19 protein-coding genes and 1 pseudogene are annotated in these 22,266 nt (G+C 46.4%); 12 read left to right on the top strand and 8 right to left on the bottom strand.

Annotated features, from left to right (window positions below; all coding sequences use genetic code 11):
* Positions 1 to 111 precede the first annotated feature (111 nt).
* The 4 genes from OGH69_RS06425 to OGH69_RS06410 all read right to left on the bottom strand — a co-directional run bounded on the left by OGH69_RS06425 (position 112) and on the right by OGH69_RS06410 (position 8,329).
* Positions 112 to 3,738, bottom strand: a complete 3,627-nt coding sequence (locus tag OGH69_RS06425) for a leucine--tRNA ligase (protein ID WP_265173628.1) — start codon at positions 3,736 to 3,738, stop codon at positions 112 to 114.
* 179 nt (positions 3,739 to 3,917) lie between these two features.
* Positions 3,918 to 5,033 (bottom strand): toxin-antitoxin system YwqK family antitoxin, encoded by a 1,116-nt coding sequence (locus tag OGH69_RS06420; RefSeq protein ID WP_265173627.1) that lies wholly within the window; start codon positions 5,031 to 5,033, stop codon positions 3,918 to 3,920.
* Entirely contained in the window at positions 5,030 to 6,517 is a 1,488-nt protein-coding gene (locus tag OGH69_RS06415) for a toxin-antitoxin system YwqK family antitoxin (protein WP_265173626.1), read from the bottom strand. The genes OGH69_RS06420 and OGH69_RS06415 overlap by 4 nt, the downstream gene beginning before the upstream one ends.
* A 159-nt stretch (positions 6,518 to 6,676) precedes the next feature.
* A complete protein-coding gene (locus OGH69_RS06410) occupies positions 6,677 to 8,329 on the bottom strand; it encodes a WG repeat-containing protein (RefSeq protein WP_265173625.1) in 1,653 nt (550 codons plus the stop codon).
* 202 nt (positions 8,330 to 8,531) lie between these two features.
* Between OGH69_RS06410 and OGH69_RS06405 the strand changes: the two genes are divergently transcribed.
* The 8 genes and pseudogenes from OGH69_RS06405 to OGH69_RS06370 all read left to right on the top strand — a co-directional run bounded on the left by OGH69_RS06405 (position 8,532) and on the right by OGH69_RS06370 (position 14,148).
* Positions 8,532 to 9,404, top strand: a complete 873-nt coding sequence (locus OGH69_RS06405) for a cell division protein FtsX (protein WP_265173624.1) — start codon at positions 8,532 to 8,534, stop codon at positions 9,402 to 9,404.
* A 96-nt stretch (positions 9,405 to 9,500) separates the two neighbouring features.
* Positions 9,501 to 9,728, top strand: a pseudogene (locus tag OGH69_RS06400) (DUF3098 domain-containing protein); the annotation flags it as partial.
* Between the two features lie 117 nt (positions 9,729 to 9,845).
* Positions 9,846 to 10,652: an undecaprenyl-diphosphate phosphatase gene (locus OGH69_RS06395; RefSeq protein ID WP_265173623.1), complete on the top strand. Its 807-nt coding sequence runs from the start codon at positions 9,846 to 9,848 to the stop codon at positions 10,650 to 10,652.
* A gap of 150 nt (positions 10,653 to 10,802) precedes the next feature.
* Positions 10,803 to 11,504 carry a tRNA pseudouridine(55) synthase TruB gene (gene truB / locus OGH69_RS06390; RefSeq protein WP_265173622.1) on the top strand — a complete coding sequence of 234 codons (702 nt, stop codon included), beginning with the start codon at positions 10,803 to 10,805 and terminating at the stop codon, positions 11,502 to 11,504.
* Positions 11,479 to 12,051 carry a hypothetical protein gene (locus OGH69_RS06385; protein WP_265173621.1) on the top strand — a complete coding sequence of 191 codons (573 nt, stop codon included), beginning with the start codon at positions 11,479 to 11,481 and terminating at the stop codon, positions 12,049 to 12,051. The genes truB and OGH69_RS06385 overlap by 26 nt, the downstream gene beginning before the upstream one ends.
* Before the next feature lie 11 nt (positions 12,052 to 12,062).
* On the top strand, positions 12,063 to 12,689 hold the full coding sequence (locus OGH69_RS06380; RefSeq protein ID WP_265173620.1) for a hypothetical protein: 627 nt from the start codon (positions 12,063 to 12,065) through the stop codon (positions 12,687 to 12,689).
* Positions 12,686 to 13,330, top strand: a complete 645-nt coding sequence (locus OGH69_RS06375; protein WP_265173619.1) for a YiiX/YebB-like N1pC/P60 family cysteine hydrolase — start codon at positions 12,686 to 12,688, stop codon at positions 13,328 to 13,330. The genes OGH69_RS06380 and OGH69_RS06375 overlap by 4 nt, the downstream gene beginning before the upstream one ends.
* 107 nt (positions 13,331 to 13,437) lie before the next feature.
* Positions 13,438 to 14,148: a zinc metallopeptidase gene (locus tag OGH69_RS06370; RefSeq protein WP_265173618.1), complete on the top strand. Its 711-nt coding sequence runs from the start codon at positions 13,438 to 13,440 to the stop codon at positions 14,146 to 14,148.
* 131 nt (positions 14,149 to 14,279) lie between these two features.
* Here the strand turns inward: OGH69_RS06370 and OGH69_RS06365 are convergent, their stop codons facing one another.
* Both OGH69_RS06365 and OGH69_RS06360 read right to left on the bottom strand, forming a co-directional pair.
* Entirely contained in the window at positions 14,280 to 14,750 is a 471-nt protein-coding gene (locus OGH69_RS06365) for an Lrp/AsnC family transcriptional regulator (protein WP_265173617.1), read from the bottom strand.
* Positions 14,751 to 14,940: 190 nt separating this feature from the next.
* Positions 14,941 to 16,311 carry a saccharopine dehydrogenase family protein gene (locus OGH69_RS06360; RefSeq protein WP_265173616.1) on the bottom strand — a complete coding sequence of 457 codons (1,371 nt, stop codon included), beginning with the start codon at positions 16,309 to 16,311 and terminating at the stop codon, positions 14,941 to 14,943.
* A gap of 114 nt (positions 16,312 to 16,425) precedes the next feature.
* Between OGH69_RS06360 and OGH69_RS06355 the strand changes: the two genes are divergently transcribed.
* Positions 16,426 to 16,812, top strand: a complete 387-nt coding sequence (locus tag OGH69_RS06355; RefSeq protein WP_265173615.1) for a DUF423 domain-containing protein — start codon at positions 16,426 to 16,428, stop codon at positions 16,810 to 16,812.
* 79 nt (positions 16,813 to 16,891) lie between these two features.
* Positions 16,892 to 18,493, top strand: coding sequence for a phosphoenolpyruvate carboxykinase (ATP) (pckA, locus tag OGH69_RS06350; protein ID WP_265173614.1), 1,602 nt, complete (start codon positions 16,892 to 16,894; stop codon positions 18,491 to 18,493).
* 166 nt (positions 18,494 to 18,659) lie between these two features.
* On the opposite strand, the gene OGH69_RS06345 is transcribed toward pckA, so the two are convergent.
* Positions 18,660 to 19,409, bottom strand: coding sequence for a uroporphyrinogen-III synthase (locus OGH69_RS06345; RefSeq protein WP_265173613.1), 750 nt, complete (start codon positions 19,407 to 19,409; stop codon positions 18,660 to 18,662).
* Between the two features lie 18 nt (positions 19,410 to 19,427).
* Positions 19,428 to 20,093, bottom strand: a complete 666-nt coding sequence (locus OGH69_RS06340) for a DUF4271 domain-containing protein (RefSeq protein WP_265173612.1) — start codon at positions 20,091 to 20,093, stop codon at positions 19,428 to 19,430.
* Between the two features lie 105 nt (positions 20,094 to 20,198).
* Here OGH69_RS06340 and OGH69_RS06335 point away from each other — a divergent pair, with 105 nt between their 5' ends.
* Both OGH69_RS06335 and OGH69_RS06330 read left to right on the top strand, forming a co-directional pair.
* Positions 20,199 to 20,921: a polyprenol monophosphomannose synthase gene (locus tag OGH69_RS06335; protein WP_265173611.1), complete on the top strand. Its 723-nt coding sequence runs from the start codon at positions 20,199 to 20,201 to the stop codon at positions 20,919 to 20,921.
* A 7-nt stretch (positions 20,922 to 20,928) separates the two neighbouring features.
* Positions 20,929 to 22,266 (top strand): dihydroorotase, encoded by a 1,338-nt coding sequence (locus OGH69_RS06330; protein WP_265173610.1) that lies wholly within the window; start codon positions 20,929 to 20,931, stop codon positions 22,264 to 22,266.

Here is a 22,266-nt window from a genome sequence, read left to right as displayed (position 1 = left end):
TTCGTTTTTGTCATTTCGACCGCAGCGCAGCGGAGTGGAGAAATCTCTAAAATTGACCGTGAGATTTTTCGACTCCACTGCGTTTCGCTCAAAATGACACGGGGCTAAACTTTACCCCACTATATTAATGATCCTGCCCGGCACCACGATCACCTTTTTAGGTGGCTGGCCGCCCAGCTGCTGTTGTGTGCGCTCGTCGGCGAGGATGGTTTTCTCAATGTCGGCCACGCTCATGTCCATCGGCAATTCGATGGTAAAGCGGGTCTTCCCATTGAACGACACCGGATATTCCTTGCTGCTTTCCACCAAATATTCCGGATTGAAGATTGGGAACGGCACCTGCGAGATGCTGCCCTGATGGCCCAATCGATACCAAAGCTCCTCGGCAATGTGCGGCGCGTATGGCGATATCAGTATGGCAAGCGGCTCGAGGATAACACGCTCATGGCAGTTCATGGCCGTCAATTCATTCACAGCGATCATAAAGGAACTCACCGAAGTGTTGAACGAGAAATTCTCGATATCGTCCTGCGTTTTCTTAATCGTTTTGTGCAACGTCTTGTACGCTTCCTTACTGCCCGGGTTAGCGGTTACAATAAGCCCGTTGTCGTCAAAGTACAATTTCCACAGCTTTTTCAGGAAGCCCGAAACTCCGGTAATACCTGCAGTGTTCCATGGCTTGGCCTGCTCAAGCGGACCAAGGAACATTTCGTACAGGCGTAGGGTATCGGCGCCGTATTGCTCGCAGATGTCGTCCGGTGTAACTACATTATATTTGGATTTGGACATTTTCTCGACTTCGCGGCCGACTATATATTTGCCATTGTCTTCGGTTATGAAAACAGCATCTTTATAATCCTGATTTAGAGGGTGGTTTTTGAAACCTTCAATATCCAATTCGTCAGAAGCGTTTACTAAAGAAACATCCGCGTGTATTGGATTATACTTTATTTTTTCTGTATTCCATTCAACTATAACACCTTCTTTTTCATAAGTTTCAAGAATCTGTGTTATAACTTTGTCAAGTTTATCATTTTTTTTACCTGCAATTACATCTGAATAGATAGATTTAGAAATCAAAAACTTAGGATATTTTACACCATCCAAATCCGAATTAGGAGAAATCTTTTTAATTGTAACTGAAGGTAAAACCCTATAAACAAACGCACTCATCCCCAATATCATCCCTTGGTTGATCAGCTTTTTAAACGGCTCTTCCTTCGTTATGAATCCCCTGTCCTTTAAAAATTTGTTCCAGAAACGGCTGTATAACAAGTGGCCCGTAGCATGTTCGCTTCCGCCAATGTACAGGTCAACGTCCTGCCAGTAGGCTTCCGCTTTATCTGAGATGAACTCCTCATCATTGTGCGGGTCCATGTAGCGCAGCCAGTACCATGAGCTGCCTGCCCATCCCGGCATGGTGTTTAGTTCTAATGGGAACACAGTCACATCGTCTATCAGGTCGTTGGCTACCACTTTGTTGTTCGCGGTGTCCCATGCCCATTCGCGCGAGTTGCCCAATGGCGGCTGCCCGTCTTCCGTCGGCAAATATTTCTCAACCTCCGGCAGGCGTACCGGCAGGTGCGCCTTGTCTATCATCTGCGGTATGCCGTTCACGTAATATACCGGGAACGGTTCGCCCCAGTACCTCTGGCGGCTGAATACGGCATCGCGCAGGCGGTAGTTGGTCTTGCCACGGCCTTGTTCAATGCCTTCCAGTGCCTCGATCACAGCCTTGGTAGCCTGCTTGTAGTTCATCCCGTCAAGGAAGTCGGAATTCATCAGCTTCACATTGTCTTTCGATCCATACGCCTCCGCAGAAATATCCACATCGTCGAATATGTTCTTTATCTCTATGCCAAAATGCTTCGCGAAGTCGTAATCCCTCTGGTCACCCGCAGGAACGGCCATTACCGCACCCGTACCGTAACCGGCAAGCACGTAGTCGCCTATCCACACCGGGATCGGCTCCTTCGTAAACGGATGTTCCGCATACGCGCCTGTAAACACACCCGAAATGGTCTTCACATCGGCCATGCGGTCGCGCTCACTGCGTTTTGCTGTAGCTTCCACGTAGGCATCCACAGCAGCCTTCTGCTCCGGCGTAGTGATCTTTGCCACCAGCTCATGTTCCGGCGCCAGCGTCATAAACGACACCCCAAATATGGTATCAGGACGCGTAGTGAATACCTCTATCTTGTATTGGTTTTCGTCATCGCCTATCTCTGAGAAGATGTCGGAGAAGAAGGAGCGGATGCCGAGGCCGTCTTCAGACCTCACACCTGGTTGTGTCCTCCCCCCGGCCCCCTCCGAAGGAGGGGGAGACTGGGATGGCAAATCGTTGCCTGAAATATCTTCTGTATCTTCAGTGTCCTTATATGATTTGCGATTTGCAAGGGCAATCCGTATTTGCGATATGACATCGCTAATATGATACATTACATCCTCATTTGAGAATCGCAATACTTTAAATAAATGTTTTTGCTCTAGCTCAAGTGTCCTTGCTTCATCAAGTTCGGCTTGTTCAGCTTCATAGTGATATCCTCCGTCAACCTCAACAATAAGTCTCTTTTCAAGAGCTACAAAGTCCGGGATGAAATTTCCTATGGGGTGCTGCCTTCTGAATCGTACACCTAAGTTATTCCTGCGCAGTTCTTCCCACAAAGCCGCTTCCGCAACCGTATGTTCTTTGCGCATAACTTTAGCATTGTGCAGTAGGTCCACAGCTTTAGCGCTATTTCCTGTCAAATACTTCGGACTGCTCTTCAAATCCGAGTGAGCACGTCCGTCTCCCCCTCCTTCGGAGGGGGTTGGGGGGAGGATATCCTTTGGAGAGGGGCCGGGGGTGAGGTCTGATGGGATTACGTTAAAAACAACGGAAGCCCCAACCGATTTCCCTATCCAGTTCCTTTGGCTTTCCTTTAGCGAATCGGTCCAGTCAATGGTTTCGAGTCCCTGTAAGAGCCTTTCGGCATAGGCCGAGATCCTCATGCTCCACTGGGTCATTTTCTTGCGGATCACTGGGTATCCGCCCCGCTCCGATACGCCATTCACGATCTCGTCGTTGGCGAGAACCGTTCCCAGTGCCGGGCACCAGTTCACCTCGGTTTCGGCAAGGTAGGTAAGGCGGTACTTTAACAGGATGCGCTCCTGTTCCTCTTTGCTGTAGCCTTTCCAGTCGGCAGCAGAAAAGGCAGGGATGTTGTCGTCGCTCACGGCGTTGATGCCGGCGTTGCCATTCTCATCAAACTTCTGGATAAGCGTACAGATGCTCTCGGCCTTATCAGTATCGTTATTGTACCACGAGTTGAACAGCTGGATGAAGATCCACTGCGTCCACTTGTAGTATTCAGGGTTGGAAGTACGAACCTCCCGGTCCCAGTCAAATGAGAATCCTATCTTGTCAAGCTGCTCGCGGTAGCGGTTGATGTTGGTTTCGGTCGTAATGGCCGGGTGCTGCCCGGTCTGTATGGCATATTGTTCCGCCGGAAGGCCAAAGCTGTCGTAGCCCTGCGGGTGCAGCACATTGAAGCCTTTGTGGCGCTTGTAGCGGGCATAGATGTCGCTGGCAATGTAGCCCAGCGGGTGGCCTACGTGCAGTCCTGCCCCCGATGGGTACGGAAACATGTCCAGCACATAGTACTTGGGTTTGTCGCTTATGTCTTCGGCACGGAAAGTGCCTTCTTCCGCCCAGTACTTCTGCCAGCGGGCTTCAATTTCGTTGGGATTGTATCTCATTTTGTTTGAAAGTGTCTTAGGTACTTAGAGGCTGAGGGGCTAAGGTTTTTTGATCATTGCCGGAATGGTTAAGGCCCGCAAATTCAGCGTCCCCAACCTAAGCAACTAAGAACCTCAGCGCCTCAGCACCTTAAAGAAAGCAAATTTACGCTTATTTAAACGAAAGTCAAAAGCGGGTATCAGGGTTTCTTTTTGGAAAGGGTTTTGAATTCAGCTTCGGTAACGATTTTACCTTTGAAATAATAGGTTACAACGGTTTTTCCTGTAACAACGCTATGGTTTGCCTGCCTGCCATGTCTTTCACCATCCAGATAAAACGTTTCCGAATAGCTTTTATAGTCAGGGCCGCTATAGGTTATATTTTTTATGAGCTCTCCGGCGTTATCATAGGTTCTTATACCGGTAATGTAAAACGAATTCCTGTCTTTCCACGATACCTCATAATGTTCTCCGACAGGCTTGCCATTACTGAATTTTCTCTCATTGATGCGTTTTCCGCCAGGTTCAAAATAACTGGTATTCTCCGTCTTAGTGCCAACTGCCTCGTTGGCGGATGCAAACAGGCTGCCATTGTCATAATAAAGCTTGTAGCTTACCATTTTATCGTCCCTGTAATCCAACTCTTTTATGATGATGCCGGTCCTGCCATCGTAGGTTTTGCTGATGCCGTTCTTTTTTCCTTTAATGTAAAGTGTTTCTTCGGTAAGGATATCATTATAATACTGTTTATGCATTCCCTCTTCCATGCCTTCATTAAAAGCGCCTTCTTCCATCAGTTTCCCATCTTCATAATAGCGCTTCCAGTAACCGTCCTTTCTACCCAAGTCGTCGTAATGCCCTTCTTCAAGCACTATGCCGTTACGCTTTACAAATTTATAATCGCCCACGCGATGGCCATCTTTGTAATTGTTGGCCACAAGCAAAGTCCCATCGGCCTTGTAGTGTTCCGAAAGCCCTTCGCGCTTACCGTCTTTAAAGCGCACCAGGTTTTCGAGTGTGCCGTCTTCGCGGAATTCCTTTTGCTCCCCATGCGGCAGGCCGTTGATGATTGGGATTTCTGCAACTTTCCTGTTCTCGCGGTATGCATCAACAATGCCGTTCTTCATGTCGGCCGGATAATAAAACGTATCCCCAAAGCGGGTGGTGGCCTTCATTTTTCCGGTGACATTATCCTTTACAAAATCGCCTTCAATTTTTGCGGGGGTGGGAAGCGTCACGATTGAATAGTCGTAACTCTGCGCCGACAGGTGCAGCGTAAGCAGGAAAAACGCGATGGCGATACACTGTTTCATCATTTACTTTTCTTGCTCAGTTCCTTAAACTCTTTTTCCGTCACCTCTTTCTTTTTGAAATACCACTTAGTTGATTTTTCCCCGGTAACGGCATTGTACATAGTCCGCGGGCCATGCATCACTTCTCCGTCAAAATAGGTTTCCGTATAGCTTTTCCCGTCATTGCCATACATCACCAGCTTTACGCGCTTGCCGGTATCGTCGTATGTCGTGGCGCTCGCTATCCTATAGTTGTTGCCCTCCATCATAATGAGCTTGTGCTCGCCAATGGGATAGCCGTTTTCATTATATTTCGCTTCATGCATCATCTTCAGGTTATGGTCATAATACTTCACCGAAGTTGGTTTTTCCTTTCCCGCATATTCATATATCGAAAACACGTTTCCGTTAGCATAATAGCCATGGTAACTCTGCATTTGGTCATCTTTAAACCGCTTTCTGCCCGAGAGTGCACCGGTTTTTCCGTCATAGATATTCGACAAGCCTTCCTTTTTACCCATCACATAACTCGTCTCTTCATGCAGCATACCGTTATAGTAACTTTTGTACAGTCCATTTATCTTGTCGGCTTTATACTCTATTTCGCGTTCGGGCTTGCCTGCTTTGTCGTAATTCACCCAAAGCCCTGTCTTTTTACCGTTATCGTCATACTGCCCTTTCTGCATGATGGTGCCGTCAAGGGCCAGGAAGCTGTAGGCTCCAATATTCTTCCCGTTGCTGTAGGTGTTGCTGAACAGCAGCGTGCCATCAGGCTTGAAATATTCCGAAAGGCCATGGCGTTCCCCTCCGTAATATCGGATGATGCTTTTCAATTTGCCATTGTTCCAGAATTCCTTCATCTCGCCGTGCACCTTGTCTTCGCCTATAATGGGAATTTCGGCCACTTTCAAATTTTGGACAAATACCTCTACAACACCTTTTTTCATATCAGGAGGGTACATATACGTTTTTCCGTATCGATCGGCAACACTGATTTTGCCAACTACATTGTCATTATCAAAAGTCCCCTCGATAGATTCCTCTCCCCGGCGCGAGTGCATCTTGCGCAGGCCGTGGCGCTTATTGTTCTTATAATTGGTCTCAACCATTAATGTACCATCCCTGTCGTAGGCTTTTCCCAAACCGTCGGCCACACCTTTTACAAAGGGTATCTCCTGGCGGATTTGCCCATTGGAGTAATACAAAGTGGTCATGCCGTCGGTTAAGCCTTTTTTGTCAAATGATTGGCTCATAATGAGCATATTTCCCGAAATATGCTTCACAATAATATGATTGCCCTGTACGGTTTCTACAAGCTTCACATCGCTGGCGCCTGACTTTCGGCGAACGTCGTCCAGTTTTGCCATTACATCTGTAGGGAATACCTCATCGCGGAATTCATAAAAATTATCCATGCGGTCCAGCCTCGGCAGGTCTACGCGCACGTGATCGTAGTCCTGTGCGAAAAGCTGTATTGAGAAAAGCAGCGCTATAATTGTGTTTTTCATTGCTGTTTTACTATTTTAACCACATAGGCACATAGTTTTTCAAAACTAAAATTCAGCAGCCGGCATAGTCCACAGCAGTATGAAGCGACGCTTCATCTATGTGGGGATATGGCTTCCTTTAAAAGCTATGCCAACTATGTATCTATGTGGTTGAACAATTTAATCTTTAAAATATAAGAAACCGTCCTCACGTGCGAAGCCCTTGGTGTTGCCGTTGGCATCCATCAATTCCACCAATACCATGTTCCTGTCGCTATTGCCGGGGCGGGATACCCACGCATTCTCAGCAGGGTAAACCAGCAGCAGCTGTTTTATAGGAAAAGGATATGCGGGCTCGATCTTAAACGGATTCTCGCCATTCGTCCTTAAAAACACACCGTACTTTTCGCCACGGCGCATCTCGAGGTACGGCCTGCCCTCCTGCACCCGGTATTTAATTTCGTCAATTCCGGAAACGATTATTTCACCTTCAGCGGTAATGACCTCATACTTCCCGTTGCGTTTTGCTACAAGGTCATAGCCCTGCGAAGTAGAGGTGCCGCCCACTTTCAGTTCATCATATACAAACGGAATGATTTCCTTACCCTCAAAATCGATAAGCCCATATTTCAGGCTGTTCGCTTTTTTATCCCAATTTCCCGCAATGAAAGCCACCGCTCGCTTGTTGGACTTATACAGGCTGTACTGCACATCGGTAAGATCATTATATTCTGCACCCCTGCCGGTTTGCCCTTCCTTGAGTACTCCGGAGCGTCCTTTGTACGTGTACACAACATACGTATTGTAATAATACATCGTATCGCCCACACGCTTGCTATTGGCGAAGCTTTTTACTGAAAAGCTGTCGGGCACGAATTTCATTTTAGACTTCGACGTTTTTCCGTAGCCATCCCTTTGCTCGAGTATTAAAGTCCCATCCGGTTCTTTCTTGTAGTTTTTATACACATTTGATACCCCTTTTTTAGGTGCCGCAGGATTGTACGGGCTGCTCCCTGTTCCGGTCCCAGTCCCGCCATAGCTACCTGATACTTCCGGTGCTGCAACACCCATGTCGATATCGCCTATGGGGCCATCAATGCTCAGGTCGCCATCAAGTCCCCGTTCATAAGGCCAAACCTCCGATTCTGAACCACGGTGTTTGTCAACCGGTATGTCGCGTTTTTCATCGGCAATGGTCAGCCTGCCGTCTTCACCAAACCAAACACGGGATAGCTTTACAGGACTGCTTTCCTTTTCGCGGATGCGCACCATGGCGTATGGTTGCCCTTTTACATCCTCCAGCACTGCGGAATATGCGTCCTTAGCGAGCCATTGCGAAACGGCCTTATCCCGGCAGTTCCATAAAAAAATGCTTTCCAGATTGTTCGCGCCGGTAACCTGCAACAGCAAAATTTTATATGAACCCTGCTTGTCATAAACCCTTTCATCTACCAGAAGTCCGATATTTATAATGCCACCAGGATATATGGGCGTTCCTTCCGGATCGAAAAGGTAGGTCAGGACATTTTCAGGCGTAGTTTTCTCTGCCTTGATGAAGTCCTTCGTATTCGCTATAAAGCTATACTCAGGAGGCAGCATTTCCTTTCCTCCAATAATGAGCCCCTGTTTGCCCTTTGACCATGAAATCATGTCGCCCGGCTTGGTCATGTATTTATTCCCGAACGTAATACTGTCGAATTTTGGCGCAATGATGAGTTTGCCCTCGCGGTCGGAAACACCCCATTTTGTACCATCGCGATAGGGAATGGCTATTTGCTGTCCAAACGAGTGGAAGGAAATTGCCAATAAAAAAAAGAGTAAAAATTTGTGCATGAAAAATGATTTGGGAATTACCTATCAAAGTATGCGCCAAAAGTAAGCTTATTGTACGAAAATCAAAACTTTACGCGTTACAAACAATGTAACGATAACAGCTTTGCAAAGGAGTGATGCGGTTTCAGACTTTCGCAGTTATTCTTTAAAAATGTAGACAGTTACAAATTCTTTATTTATTTTTACCGCTAAAACAGAACCTATGGCATCATCTTTCGAAAAATTCCAGAAAAGGCGCGTTATCACCTCCTATTTTTCGGTTATACTCTGCATTTTCATCGTGCTTACCCTGTTGGGTGCACTGGGGCTTTTCGTAATCAATACCGAGAAGATTTCAAGCCACGTGAAGGAGAACATCCCCATGACGGTTTATTTTAAGCGCGATTCGCCCGACAGCCTCAAGCAGGCGTTTGGCAACGAGCTGAAAAACTCCGCTTATATTAAAGACTATGTATATGTTTCCAAGGAAGATGCAGCCAAGAACAACCCGGACATCGTAGGTGATTACGAAACACTCCTCGACAATAACCCTTTGTTGGATTCGTATGACGTACACCTGAAAGGCGGCTTCGTACAACCCGACAGCATCAAGGAAATCGAGGTGCAGTTGCGGGCAAACCCAATAGTGGGAGATGTGAGCTACGATTCGGCTTTGGTAGGCCTTGCGAATGAGAACATAGAAAAGATTACATTCTGGATACTCATCCTCAGCGGGGTGCTGGTAGCCATTGCTATGCTCCTCATCAACAGCGCGCTGAGGCTTTCCATCTACTCCCATCGCTTTACCATCAAGACCATGCAGATGGTGGGCGCGACCAAGGCGTTCATCCGCAGGCCTTATGTATGGAAAGGCATGAGGCTTGGCTTCATTGGGGCATTCCTGGCCATACTTGCACTGGTGTACATTGTCTACTGGCTCGACGGCGAGTTCCCTGTATTGAACATTTGGGAAGACTGGATGCCGACAGCCATCGTGCTGGGCGGCGTGCTGGTGTTCGGTATCATCATTGCAGCGATAAGTACGTTCTTTGCCACGCAGCGATTCCTGAACCTGAGGACAGATGACCTTTATTAAAATTCCAAATGACAAATTCCAAATAACAAACTGTTAGACGGATGAAACACACAGAACAGGCAAAAAACCTGAAACTTTAAACCTGAAACAAAAAAAATGAACAACGAAATAAAGACCACCTTCCTTTTTGAAAAGGTAAATTATACGATATTGCTCATTGGCCTTGGCGTGATTGCATTGGGCTTCATCCTCATGGCCGGGGGCGGCAGCGATGACCCGAATGTTTTCAGCGAGGATATTTTCAGCTGGAGAAGGATAAGGCTTGCGCCAACAATGGTCCTGATAGGCTTTGGCGTTACCATTTATGCCATCCTGAAAAACCCGGGCACACCCGTAGCCGAACTTCGTGAAGACAGCAAGGCGGGAACCCCTGCACCGGCATCCGACAGGCTTGTGGAAGAGCAGCCAATCAAGAACTTCACCAACAAAAAGAAGAAATAAATGGATTTTATCCAAGCCATCATCATTGCCATCATTGAAGGCCTTACCGAGTATTTGCCCATTTCCTCCACCGCGCACATGGTTTTTGCCAGTTCGTATTATGGCATCCAGGAGGACGATTTCGTAAAGCTCTTCCAGGTATCCATCCAATTGGGAGCTATACTTGCGGTAGTGGCATTGTACTGGAAAAAGTTCTTCGATTTCACTAAAATCGATTTTTACATGAAGCTTGCCCTTGCGGTAATACCCGCACTATTGCTTGGCAAGCTGTTCGATGAAATGATAGAAGAGGTCCTGGGTAATCCTGTTCCCATCGCCATTGTCCTTATTGTGGGTGGTGTTGTACTGCTGTTTGTAGATAATTACTTTAAAAACCCCACCGTATTCAAGGAAGAAGACATTACTGTGAAGAAAGCAATAACCATAGGGGTTTGGCAATGCCTGGCCATGATGCCCGGCACAAGCCGTGCGGCAGCTTCCATTATCGGCGGGATGCAGCAGGGGCTTACGCGCCAGGCTGCAGCGGAGTTCTCATTCTTCCTTGCCGTGCCTACCATGCTGGCCGTAACTACCTATTCTATCCTGATAAAAGAATACGGTTCTGCCGAAACGAAAGGCTACGAACTGATGATGGAAGGCGACAACCTGAAGCTTTTCGCGATTGGCAGCATCATTGCGTTTGTAGTGGCCATCATTGCCATTAAAGGCTTTATCGGCGTTATCAAAAAATATGGGTTCAAGCCCTGGGGCTGGTACCGCATCATAGCCGGTGCAGCGCTTCTGGCATATTTTACAATGTATAAATAACAATGCTGTTTATTACTCGCCATAACAAAAAAGATAAGAATGTCACATTGAGCGCAGTCGGAATGAGATATTCTTATCTTTTTTGCTTCCCGACTGCGCTCGAAGTGACAAGCGGCGTGTTAAAACTGAATTCAAATTAAATTATCAGCCTTGGCCACACCCGAAGAATTCCTCGAAGGAAAAGTTGTACTTATAGACAAGCCGTTGCAATGGAGCTCGTTCCAGGCAGTGAATAAAGTAAAGTGGAGCCTCAAAAAGCACCTTGGCCTCAAAAAGATAAAAGTGGGCCATGCAGGAACGCTCGATCCACTGGCTACAGGCCTGCTGATTGTATGCACCGGAAAATTCACAAAGCGCATCTCTGAATTGCAGGGCATGGAAAAGGAATATACTGGTACGTTTTACCTTGGCGCAACCACACCCTCCTATGACCTGGAAACCGAAGTGAACGCTACCTTTCCCACAGAGCATATTGATGAAGCTCTTATTCACGATACGCTCCCGCAATTTTTAGGGGAAATCGACCAAAAACCACCTGTATTTTCGGCCATAAAAAAAGACGGCAAGCGCTTGTACGAACACGCCCGGAAAGGCGAGGAAGTAGAGATCGCTGCCCGCAAAACGACCATACACGAATTTGAGATTACCCGCATTGCCCTGCCCGAAGTGGATTTCAGGGTGGTGTGCAGCAAAGGCACCTACATTCGCTCGCTGGCACATGACTTTGGCATCGCACTCCATTCAGGCGCACATTTAACGGCATTGCGGCGTACGAAAATTGGTGCATTTTCCGTTGAAGATGGTATATCACCTGAAGCTTTTGAAAATGGACTTGAAGACCGCACTGCTTAGTTTTGTACTGCTGGCATCCGTAAGCCTGTTTGCGCAGGATACCGTTTACCAGACCTATTCCTCCCCCGAAGAAAAAGAGAATGGGATGCTTTTTACGCAGGTTGCCCTGGGTGTTCCGTTTAACCTTAACCCCAACCGTGGCAATTACGACCCCGTAACCGAAGAAAGTGAGCCATGGTTCATCCCCGATGGCATCAGCCTGCATGGCGGGGCGGGCATCCACCTGAAAAAATGGGTTGGCCTCAGCGTAAACACGGGCATTGACTGGCGCATCATGCAAAAGCTGGTATCGGTGCCTATATATGGCATACTTACCCTAAACCCACACTTCAACAAAGATACCAGCGTGTTGTTGCAGGCAGGACTTGGGCAAGCCTATGCATTAGGCCGCGGTGACCTAAACGGCACCTACCAGAAATACCGTTTGGGCATCCTGTTTGATAATGAAATGTGCCTATTCATCGACGGTAGCCTGTTTGGCTATCCCCTGAAAGACATCCGCGAAACAGGAACCTTTACCATAGGTTTCAGTCTTTTTACTTTCTAACCCAACTGACGATGCCAACCTTCAAATCTACCCTTAGCTCTTTTTTACTCATCATATCACTCTCCTGCTTCAGCCAGGACGATGACGAAAAGAAAGAAACCGTATTCATTACCCATTCCGATCCGGGCGACAAGCCTGCGGCCGAATTCATATTTGGGCAGCTGTCGGTTTCGGTCCCTATCCGTGCAAATCCGTATACCGACGAGATACAGGAGTACTATGCGGAAACGGGTGAAGACTACAAACCAAATGTATTGGATTATATCATACCAAACGGCCTTAGTGCCAACATTGGATTTGGCGTGCATTACAAATCGTGGGTAGGCATCAGTGCGAATACCGGCATCGACTGGCTTGCGACCGAAAAACTGGTATATGCGCCGGTGTACGGCAGTATACTGTTTACCCCGCAGATTTGGGAAGAAACCAATATTTATATGCAGGCGGGCTATGGCTGGAGTTATGCATTGGGGCGGGGCGATCTTTCAGGAGCGTACCAAAAGTACAGGCTCGGGCTGATATTTGACAACACGGGCTCCATCTTCCTTGACTTCAGTGCGAGCGATTTTCCTATTTATGAATATAAATATGCCGGGAGCATCAGCCTTGGCGTTGCAATCACTAACTTTGGGCTATGAGATACCTGATGTTGCTTTTCCTTATTTTTACCCTGCCTGCATCTTCACAAATCGTTGAAGGAGATTCAGTAAACCTGTTGAATGACGGCGACCTCATTTTCCAGGACATGGATTGCGGACCGCTGTGCGATGCCATTGAAGCCGTGACCGAAGGATATGACGGAAAGGACTTTAGCCACATGGGCATGGTATACCATCGTAATGATACCCTGTACGTCATTGAAGCGGCAGGCAGTGCCGTACGCCTTACCACACTGGAGAAATTTTCGAAAAACACCAAAAAGGACATGCCCGTACTGCGACTGAAAGAAAAATACCGCCACCTTATCCCAACAGCCATTGATTTTTCACTGAAACAGCTTGGTGTGCCCTATGACGATGAATATGTGTACAACAACGGTGCCTACTACTGCTCGGAACTTATATATGACGCATTCCTGTTTGCCAATGGCGGCAAGCCATTTTTCGAACTTTCGCCAATGACCTACAAACAGCCGGGGAAGGATGAGTTTTTCACTGCCTGGACAGAATACTATAATGCTATGGGCAAACCCATCCCCGAAGGGCTTCCCGGATGCAATCCGGGCGGTATGTCCAGATCCGATAAGCTCAAAAAAGCATTTATAATTTCGGTTAAATAGCCTGAAATTTCGTCAGGCAATCCGCCAAAACGGCATTAACCTTTCGTTAGTACAGATTGGTTCGTAATTTGATTAGCTTTATGTAAATCAATAAAAACGAATTGAATATGTTGTACGGAGATATTTATTATTGGATAATCATTGGCGCGATAGCACTCGTAAGTTTCGCTGTAAGCGCTAGGCTGAAAAGCAAGTTTGAATATTATTCAAAAGTGCACCTTCGCAACGGCATGAGCGGTGCCGAGATAGCTCAAAAAATGCTAAATGATAATGGAATATATGATGTAAGGGTTGTTTCAGAACGGGGGCATCTGACCGACCATTACAATCCGTTAAAAAAAACAGTAAACCTTAGCGAGGCCGTATACAACCAGCGCAATGCGGCAGCGGCGGCGGTAGCGGCACACGAGGTTGGCCACGCCGTACAGCACGCCACAGCCTATAGTATGCTGGCGTTCCGCTCTAAGATGGTACCTCTGGTGAATGTATCTTCCAACCTTTCGCAGATATTGATATTCATTGGTATCAGCCTTGCGTTAGGAGCGCAAATGGGTCTTGGCTATTATATGGCTGTTGCAGGCTTCATTCTGTATGCCATCACAACGCTGTTCACCTTCATTACCCTTCCGGTAGAGTATGATGCGAGCAACCGTGCCCTGGCTTGGTTGAAAAACAAAAACATGCTGACCCAACAGGAATATGCCGGAGCCGAAGATTCATTGAAATGGGCGGCACGCACCTATGTGGTTGCTGCGTTGGGATCGCTGGCGATGCTGGTGTATTTCGGCCTCAGGATATTCGGAGGTTCAAGGGATTAATTTCCCTTTCTATATATTTATTCCCAAAAACCGCCAGGATATCCGGCGGTTTTTTTTGGTTTAATCCCTACAAGAAATACTCATCCGGCTGAGTGCAGCCCAATCTGAAATCTACCTTCTGAAATCTGAAATTATACCTGTATCTGCCTGTCTATTTGCTGGTCCAGTGAAATGAATGTTTCGGTACGCGACACTCCCGGTATGGGCTGTATCTTGTTGTTGAGGAGCTGCATGAGGTGTTCATTATCACGGCAGATGATCTTTATGAGGATGGACCAGTTTCCCGTAGTATAATGGCATTCCAAAACTTCGGGAATCTTGCGGAGGTCTTTTACCGCTTCGGAATTGCTGGAGGCTTTTTCAAGATAGATGCCTACAAATGCCATTGTACTGTACCCCAGCACTCTCGTGTCGACAATAAACCGCGAACCTGATATTACCCCGGCCTGCTCCAGTTTCCGTAGCCGTTGGTGGATGGCTGCGCCCGATATGCCTATTTTCGAAGCGATCTGCAAAATGGGCTTGCGGGCATCTTCCATAAGGTCCCGCAATATTTCCTTATCAATACCGTCGATTTCTATTTGAAGCGAATTGATCTTCATGGGTTATGATTTTAAATCAAATATAGCGATTTTGATATGAAATGAGAGGTAGTCCGTGTCATTTCGATTATAGAAGATATCAGGTAATTTGCATTTAAGATTTCTAATGTAGGTGAAATTGAAAGCGTCTAAAAAATGAAACCTCCCGTAGTTAGCGGGAGGTTTCGGAGTTTGGGTTAGTTAAGTGGGATTAGCTTGCTACATTGTCCGGGTTGTAGCCCTGGTACGGAACATGCTTTTCATTAAAGACAACCCCAAATTCTTCAAGTTCTTTTAGTATCGGAAGATAAACTTCCCTGTTTATCGGAAGCTGTACGCCCGGTGTTGTTATATTTCCGTTGAGTATCTGGAGTGCAGCCATTGCTACAGGCAGGCCAACCGTTTTGGCCATAGCGGTATAGGTTTGGTCGTCGCCTATGCACACCATGGTTGCATCAACTTGTTGTTGATGGCCGTTTATCTCATATCCGATTTTGTGGTACATCACGATCATATCCTTGTCGGCAGCGTTCAGGGTCCATTTGTCAGACAGTATCTTCTCCAATATCTGCGCAGGAGTAGCATTGCGGAGGCCGACAATCTTATCATCATTAAACAGGTCGAGCTCTACAAGCTTGTCCCACTGGATGTCGTCCTGGTCTATCTTAAGGATATGCCTTAATTTTAGCTCTACCGAATCGGTAGGATGGTACGGCAGGAATGAATTGGTAAACTCACGGTAGCTCATGGTTTCTGAATTCTCCATCACATAGGTGTCTTCAGTCATTCCCAATTGTATGAACATATTCCACGACTTAGAAAAGCCTACCCTCCTGAGCGTGCCCCGGTATAGCGTGAGTGCATCATCGAGGCCGTAAACGCTGCGGTATTTGAGGGAGTCGCGGTTGGCATAGCCTTCAAAGCGCCCATAGCCTTCTACATCCATGAACTCCGTGCGGCGAAACAATTTATTATAGGGGATATACTTGTAAGTGCCTTCCTGTATGAACTTGGCGGCACCACCCTGCCCGGCAAGCACCACGTTGCGCGGGTTCCAGGTAAACTTATAATTCCACAGGTTATTGTCACTCTCCGGTGCCACAAGGCCGCCACAGAATGACTCAAACAACAGCACTTTGCCTCCTTTGTCACGAATCTCCTCGATGATCTTCATTGCGCTCATGTGGTCGATACCCGGGTCGAGCCCAATCTCGTTCATGAAAATGAGGTTATTGGCCACAACCTGGCTGTCAAGCTCCTGCATGGCCGGGCTGATGTAGGATGCCGTAACCATGTGTTTTTTATGGGTAATGCAATCTTTAGCCACCTCGTAGTGCAGGTGGGCCGGCAGCATGGAAATTACCACATCGGCCTTGCTTATTTCTTCCCTGCGCTGGTCTTCATCAAAAATATCAAAGGTAATGGCCGAAGCCCTTGGGTGCCCTTTGGTTTTGCGCTCTGCCAGCTCTACCGAAAGGTCGCCTATCGTAATATGGAGGTTTTCGGCCTCCGCTTTATTCAACAGGTATTCTATTAGTGACGAAGCCGAACGGCCTGCGCCAATAATTAAAATATTCCTCATTATTTGTGTTTTTCGTAAATTCTAACACGAAATTAATCAAATGTTATATTCCCGAAAACTTTTTCAGAAGTATTTGCTCAAAAACTTTTTAACTTTACCTTCAAAATAAATACCATGGACAGAAAAATTATAGCCGTAGCAGCAGTTTTGGGAGCAATAGGAATTATTTTAGGCGCATTTGGGGCACATGGCCTTAAAGAGCTCATCGAGCCGGATAAGATAATTGTTTTCGAAACAGGTGTTCGCTACCAAATGTACCATGCGCTGTTTTTGCTTTTTGTAGGGACCACTTCACTCGTATCCGAAAAGGCGAAAAAAGCAGTTTTATGGCTTACTGTTTCAGGGGTTTTGTTTTTTTCGTTTTCAATCTATTTTTTAGCCTGTAATGCGCTCTTTTCCTTTGATTTCGGCAAAATTGGCTTTATTACGCCAATTGGAGGATTATTACTAATACTGGCATGGGTGGTGTTATTTTTAAACATAATGAAACGAAAAGGATAATTTTTTTCCAAATCCTTATTTTGTAACAAATTATTTTTTACATTTGCCCTTTGAAACAACTCAACACATTGTAAAAAGTATGGACAATTACGGCCTTTTCACGAAAACGATTTCGCTGGAGAATATAGGAATTAAAGATGCTCATATAAGATACCAGTTGTCTCCGGACGAACTGCACAACATTACTATTGAAAACGGGCAGGGTGTAGAAAGCTCAACAGGCGCACTTGCCATCAATACAGGTGAGTTTACCGGAAGGTCGCCACAGGACCGTTTTATCGTAAAAGATAACATTACCGCTGACAAAGTTTGGTGGGGCAACGTAAACATTCCTTTTGATAGTGACAAATTTGATGCGCTTCACAAAAAAGTAGCCGCTTATCTTTCGGGGAAAGAGGTGTTCGTGCGCGACAGCTATGTATGTTCGGATGCCAATTACCGTATGGATGTAAGGGTAGTTACCGAAACAGCATGGTCTAACCTTTTTTGCTACAACATGTTCCTTCGCCCTGAAGAGCATGAGCTTGATGAATTTACACCGGAATGGCATGTAGTGTGCGCTCCCGGCTTCATGGCAGATCCTGCTGTGGACGGAACCCGATCGCACAATTTTGCAATACTTGATTTTACAAGGAAAATCGCCCTTATTGGCGGTACAGGATATACCGGCGAAATGAAGAAAGGCATTTTCTCTGCGCTTAACTTTATCCTTCCTGTGTTTAAAGATACCTTCCCGATGCACTGCAGCGCCAATGTAGGCGAACAGGGTGATACTGCCATATTCTTTGGGCTTTCGGGTACGGGCAAGACTACTTTGTCTGCAGACCCTAAGCGCAAGCTGATAGGCGACGACGAGCACGGATGGACCAATGAAAATACCGTATTCAACTTTGAGGGTGGTTGCTACGCAAAAGTGATCAACCTTACGGAAGAGACTGAACCGGATATCTTCAGGGCCATAAAGCGCGGCGCCATCCTTGAGAATGTTATTTTCAAACCGGGTACAAATGAGGTAGATTATACCGACAGCTCCATTACGCAAAACACACGTGTGAGCTACCCGATTTACCATATAGACAACATACAGCCAGGCTCTGTCGGCGATAACCCGAAGAACATATTCTTCCTTAGCGCCGACTCATTCGGTATACTGCCCCCAATCTCTAAACTGACACCGGGACAGGCGGCTTACTACTTCATTTCCGGCTATACGGCAAAAGTTGCAGGTACAGAGGCGGGTGTCAATGAGCCGCAAACCACATTTTCAGCATGCTTTGGCGCACCTTTCATGCCGTTGCACCCTGCAAAATATGCTGAAATGCTTATAAAAAAGATGACAGATGCCGGCGTAAACGTTTGGCTTATCAATACCGGATGGACCGGAGGCGCTTATGGCACCGGCCACAGGATGAAACTAAAATATACCAGGGCAATGATTACTGCCGCCCTGAATGGTGAACTTGAAAACGTGGCTTTTGAAAACCACAAAGTATTTGGCCTTGCCATACCGCAAACCTGCCCTAATGTTCCGAATGATGTGCTGAACCCAAGGGATACATGGTCTGACAAGGAGGCTTATGATGCCCAGGCGCTTGAGCTTGCAGATGCTTTCAGGAAGAACTTTGCCAAGTTTGAAGAGTTTGCCAATGACGAAATTATGGCCGGCGGACCGTTGGCATAATGTGAATTTTAGAATAGATGTTTTTTGGAAAGAAGGCCGCCCTGTAAAAGGGGCGGTTTTTTTTTGGCTGCCGTTCATTATTTGGAAGAAAGCAATCCAAACTCAAACTCTGATATAAAAATATAGCCGCTCAAAAAGCGGCTATTATTATTTTATTAAAGTGAATCTATTTCTCTTTATTCGCTTTTACGATGTACTTCTCAAGCGCCATGGTCATGGATGGGGTATCCGGTGTCGGGGCCATGATATCTACGCGAAGTCCGTGATCCAGGGCTTCCTTCTGTGTAGTGCTCCCAAAAACCGCTATGCGAGTATTGTTCTGCTGGAAGTCGGGAAAATTTTTGAACAGTGACTTAATACCTGTAGGGCTGAAAAAAGCAAGCACATCATAATACACATCCTTGAGGTCGCTCAGGTCGCTCATCACGGTTTTATAGAAAGTACCGGGAGTCCAGTCTACCTTAAGGTTGTTTAACGTTTGGGGTATGTCAAAGTTAAGCTGGTCGGATGCAGGAAGCAGGAACTTCTCATCCTTGTATTTTTTGATAAGCGGCGACAAATCTGCAAAATCCTTCTGGCCGACATAAATTTTCCTTTTTCTGTACACTACATATTTCTGCAGGTAAAAGGCAATGGCCTCGCTCTGGCAAAAGTACTTCAGGTTTTCAGGCACCTTGAAGCGCATTTCCTCTGCCACACGGAAAAAGTGGTCTATTGAGTTTTTGCTTGTAAGGATTATCGCTGTGTAATTGTTCAGGTCAATCTTTTGCGCTCTGACGTCTTTAGCTGTAACACCCTCCACGTGGATAAATGGCCTGAAGTCGACTTTAACCTTTAGTTTTTGCTGTATCTCGAAGTACGGCGAGTTGTCTACTTTAGGTTCAGGCTGCGAAACCAGTATAGTTTTCACTTTCATATTAATAGCAATTCTTTTCTAGCTTTTTGTAAACCAATAATACATGAAATAATAGGGTGCTATTTCAAGTGCGCAAAGATACAAAATAAAATAAAATAATTTGCCCAGTATCAAATTTTGATATATCCTTAATGAAATAAGGTAAGAAAACACGCTTGCACCTAATATTGCGGCAATAATTACATATAATACAATGGGCGGTATGGCATCATTGTAAAACAGAATCACATTCACAGGAAGCAGCAAGAGCCCGATATAGGTGCGGTAATTTACTTTTTGCAGGTTGAACTGCTCATTGAACTCCTCTATGTTGAAGGAAGTGGCGATAATCTTCTCAATCAGGAATTTCGCCAGTATAAAAACAGCGATGAAAGTGAACAGCTGTATGAACGACACCCAGCTTGTTTTTTCGGCCAGGTGGAAATAGCTCAGCAGGAATTGCAGCAGGAAGGTAAATGAGATTACCTGGATAAAAAAGAACGAGATGGTAAACCAGCTCAGCAAGTTGCCGCTGTCCTTGTATATCTTGGTATATTTATCGGACACGGCAAGCTTTATGAATTCGGCAAACCGTGTTTCGAATACTGCCCTGTTGATGGCGATAAGGCCAAAGCACAACACGAACAGGATGGTTGCCCAATCCTTGCCGCCTGCATCCCGCATATGTAAAACCAAATCGTCCATGGGTGCAAAATTACTATTTTTTGCAATCGCTTATTTAATTATACTTTAATTATGCTTTTCGGCGTTAGAAATACGTTATTTTTGCACAAAAATTCAGCGGGTCACATGAACGACGGCATTGTTATAATCCCAACTTATAACGAGATTGAAAATATTGAGGCCATTATCAGGGCGGTATTCTCACTTGATACCCCTTTTGATGTACTGATCGTAGATGATAATTCGCCTGACGGAACCGCCCAAAAGGTGAGAGAACTGCAACAGGAATACGACGGAAAGCTCTTTTTGGAGGTAAGGGCCATAAAATCAGGGCTTGGCACTGCCTACGTGCATGGGTTTAAGTGGTCGATCGCCCGGAAATACGAGTACATTTTTGAAATGGATGCCGATTTTTCCCATAACCCGAACGACCTGGAGAAGCTGTATGCAGCCTGCAAAAAAGGTGCCGACATGTCCATCGGGTCGCGTTATGTAACAGGCGTTAATGTGGTAAACTGGCCGTTGAGCCGTGTACTGATGTCTTATTATGCTTCATCGTATGTGCGTGCCATTACCGGCATGACGATACGCGACACTACAGCGGGCTTTGTATGCTACAAACGCAAGGTGCTGGAAAGCGTAAACCTCGACAGGATCAAATTTGTGGGCTATGCATTCCAGATCGAGATGAAGTATCGCGCGTATGCCAACGGCTTCAACATCGTGGAGGTGCCGATCATATTTACCGACCGTACCAAAGGCGAATCCAAAATGAGTGGGGCCATCTTTAAAGAGGCGATTTTTGGGGTGATAACGCTGCGAATGAAAAAAATGCTTAATCGACTATAAGAGATAAATGAACAGGATTTTAATAAAGAATGCCAAAATTGTAAATGAAGGGACCATTTTTGAAGGTGACCTTTTGATTGAAGACAGCTTTATAAAAGAAATTGCCGAAAGCATCAGTGCGAAGCCGGATGTGAAGGTGATTGACGCCGAAGGGAACTTCCTTATACCGGGTGCCATTGACGACCAGGTGCACTTCCGTGAGCCCGGCCTTACACACAAAGGCAATATTGAAAGCGAATCGCGCGCTGCCGTGGCGGGCGGGATTACCTCGTTCATCGAACAGCCCAACACAGTGCCCAATGCCGTAACGCAGGAGCTGCTGGAAGACAAGTACAGGATTGCTGCCGAAACGTCGTACGCCAACTATGGCTTCATGATGGGCGGTACCAACGACAACCTGGAGGAGATCCTGAAGACCAATCCTAAAAATGTACCGGGCATCAAATTATTCCTGGGTTCCTCTACAGGCAATATGCTTGTAGATGATGAGGCGGTGCTGGAAAAGATATTCAGCAGCACAAAGATGCTTATCGCGGCGCATTGCGAGGACGAGGCCACTATCCGTGAGAACCTTGCCAAATATAAAGAAGAATACGGCGATGACATCCCTGTAAAGTTCCACCCTCTTATACGCAGTGCCGGGGCTTGCTACATCTCCTCGTCAAGGGCAATAGAGCTGGCTAAAAAAACAGGCGCAAGGCTGCATGTGTTCCATGTTTCCACAGCAAAGGAAACAGAACTGTTTACCAATAAGATTCCCCTTGAGGAGAAAAAAATAACGGCTGAAGTATGCATCCATCACCTATGGTTCAGCGATGCCGATTATGACACTAAAGGCGCATTGATAAAATGGAACCCGGCCGTGAAGACCGCCGAAGACCGCCAGGCGCTTTGGGATGCCCTGCTGGATGACAGGATAGACGTTGTGGCCACCGACCACGCACCGCATACACTGGAAGAAAAGAAAAACCCTTATACAAGCTCGCCTTCGGGAGGGCCGCTGGTGCAGCACGCCGTTGTGGCGATGTTTGAGGCCTACCACCAGAAAAAAATCTCGGTAGAGAAGATCGTGGAAAAGATGGCCCACAATCCCGCAAAGCTTTTCCGCATCGAAAAGCGCGGCTTCATTAAAGAAGGCTATTATGCCGACCTGGTTATCGTAAACCCGGGCTTGCCCTGGAATGTAAAAAAGGAGAACATTTTGTACAAATGCGGATGGTCGCCGTTTGAAGGGGTTAACTTTAAATCCAGGATAACCCATACCTTTGTAAACGGTAACCTTGTATACACTAACTTTAAGGTAAAAGACCTGCGCTGCGGCGAAAGGCTTTTGTTTGACAGATAA

The sequence above is a fragment of the Flavobacterium sp. MFBS3-15 genome, assembly GCF_026107645.2.
Classification (GTDB): Bacteria; Bacteroidota; Bacteroidia; order Flavobacteriales; family Flavobacteriaceae; genus Flavobacterium.
This window is presented reverse-complemented; position numbering and strand designations above follow the sequence as displayed.

Bases quoted from the DNA above. Each gene is read 5' to 3' on its own strand.
- OGH69_RS06425 (WP_265173628.1), bottom strand. From the start codon at position 3,738: ATGAGATACAATCCCAACGAAATTGAAGCCCGCTGGCAGAAGTACTGG.
- OGH69_RS06420 (WP_265173627.1), bottom strand. From the start codon at position 5,033: ATGATGAAACAGTGTATCGCCATCGCGTTTTTCCTGCTTACGCTGCAC.
- OGH69_RS06415 (WP_265173626.1), bottom strand. From the start codon at position 6,517: ATGAAAAACACAATTATAGCGCTGCTTTTCTCAATACAGCTTTTCGCA.
- OGH69_RS06410 (WP_265173625.1), bottom strand. From the start codon at position 8,329: ATGCACAAATTTTTACTCTTTTTTTTATTGGCAATTTCCTTCCACTCG.
- OGH69_RS06405 (WP_265173624.1), top strand. From the start codon at position 8,532: ATGGCATCATCTTTCGAAAAATTCCAGAAAAGGCGCGTTATCACCTCC.
- OGH69_RS06395 (WP_265173623.1), top strand. From the start codon at position 9,846: ATGGATTTTATCCAAGCCATCATCATTGCCATCATTGAAGGCCTTACC.
- OGH69_RS06385 (WP_265173621.1), top strand. From the start codon at position 11,479: ATGGACTTGAAGACCGCACTGCTTAGTTTTGTACTGCTGGCATCCGTA.
- OGH69_RS06380 (WP_265173620.1), top strand. From the start codon at position 12,063: ATGCCAACCTTCAAATCTACCCTTAGCTCTTTTTTACTCATCATATCA.
- OGH69_RS06375 (WP_265173619.1), top strand. From the start codon at position 12,686: ATGAGATACCTGATGTTGCTTTTCCTTATTTTTACCCTGCCTGCATCT.
- OGH69_RS06370 (WP_265173618.1), top strand. From the start codon at position 13,438: ATGTTGTACGGAGATATTTATTATTGGATAATCATTGGCGCGATAGCA.
- OGH69_RS06365 (WP_265173617.1), bottom strand. From the start codon at position 14,750: ATGAAGATCAATTCGCTTCAAATAGAAATCGACGGTATTGATAAGGAA.
- OGH69_RS06360 (WP_265173616.1), bottom strand. From the start codon at position 16,311: ATGAGGAATATTTTAATTATTGGCGCAGGCCGTTCGGCTTCGTCACTA.
- OGH69_RS06355 (WP_265173615.1), top strand. From the start codon at position 16,426: ATGGACAGAAAAATTATAGCCGTAGCAGCAGTTTTGGGAGCAATAGGA.
- pckA (WP_265173614.1), top strand. From the start codon at position 16,892: ATGGACAATTACGGCCTTTTCACGAAAACGATTTCGCTGGAGAATATA.
- OGH69_RS06345 (WP_265173613.1), bottom strand. From the start codon at position 19,409: ATGAAAGTGAAAACTATACTGGTTTCGCAGCCTGAACCTAAAGTAGAC.
- OGH69_RS06340 (WP_265173612.1), bottom strand. From the start codon at position 20,093: ATGGACGATTTGGTTTTACATATGCGGGATGCAGGCGGCAAGGATTGG.
- OGH69_RS06335 (WP_265173611.1), top strand. From the start codon at position 20,199: ATGAACGACGGCATTGTTATAATCCCAACTTATAACGAGATTGAAAAT.
- OGH69_RS06330 (WP_265173610.1), top strand. From the start codon at position 20,929: ATGAACAGGATTTTAATAAAGAATGCCAAAATTGTAAATGAAGGGACC.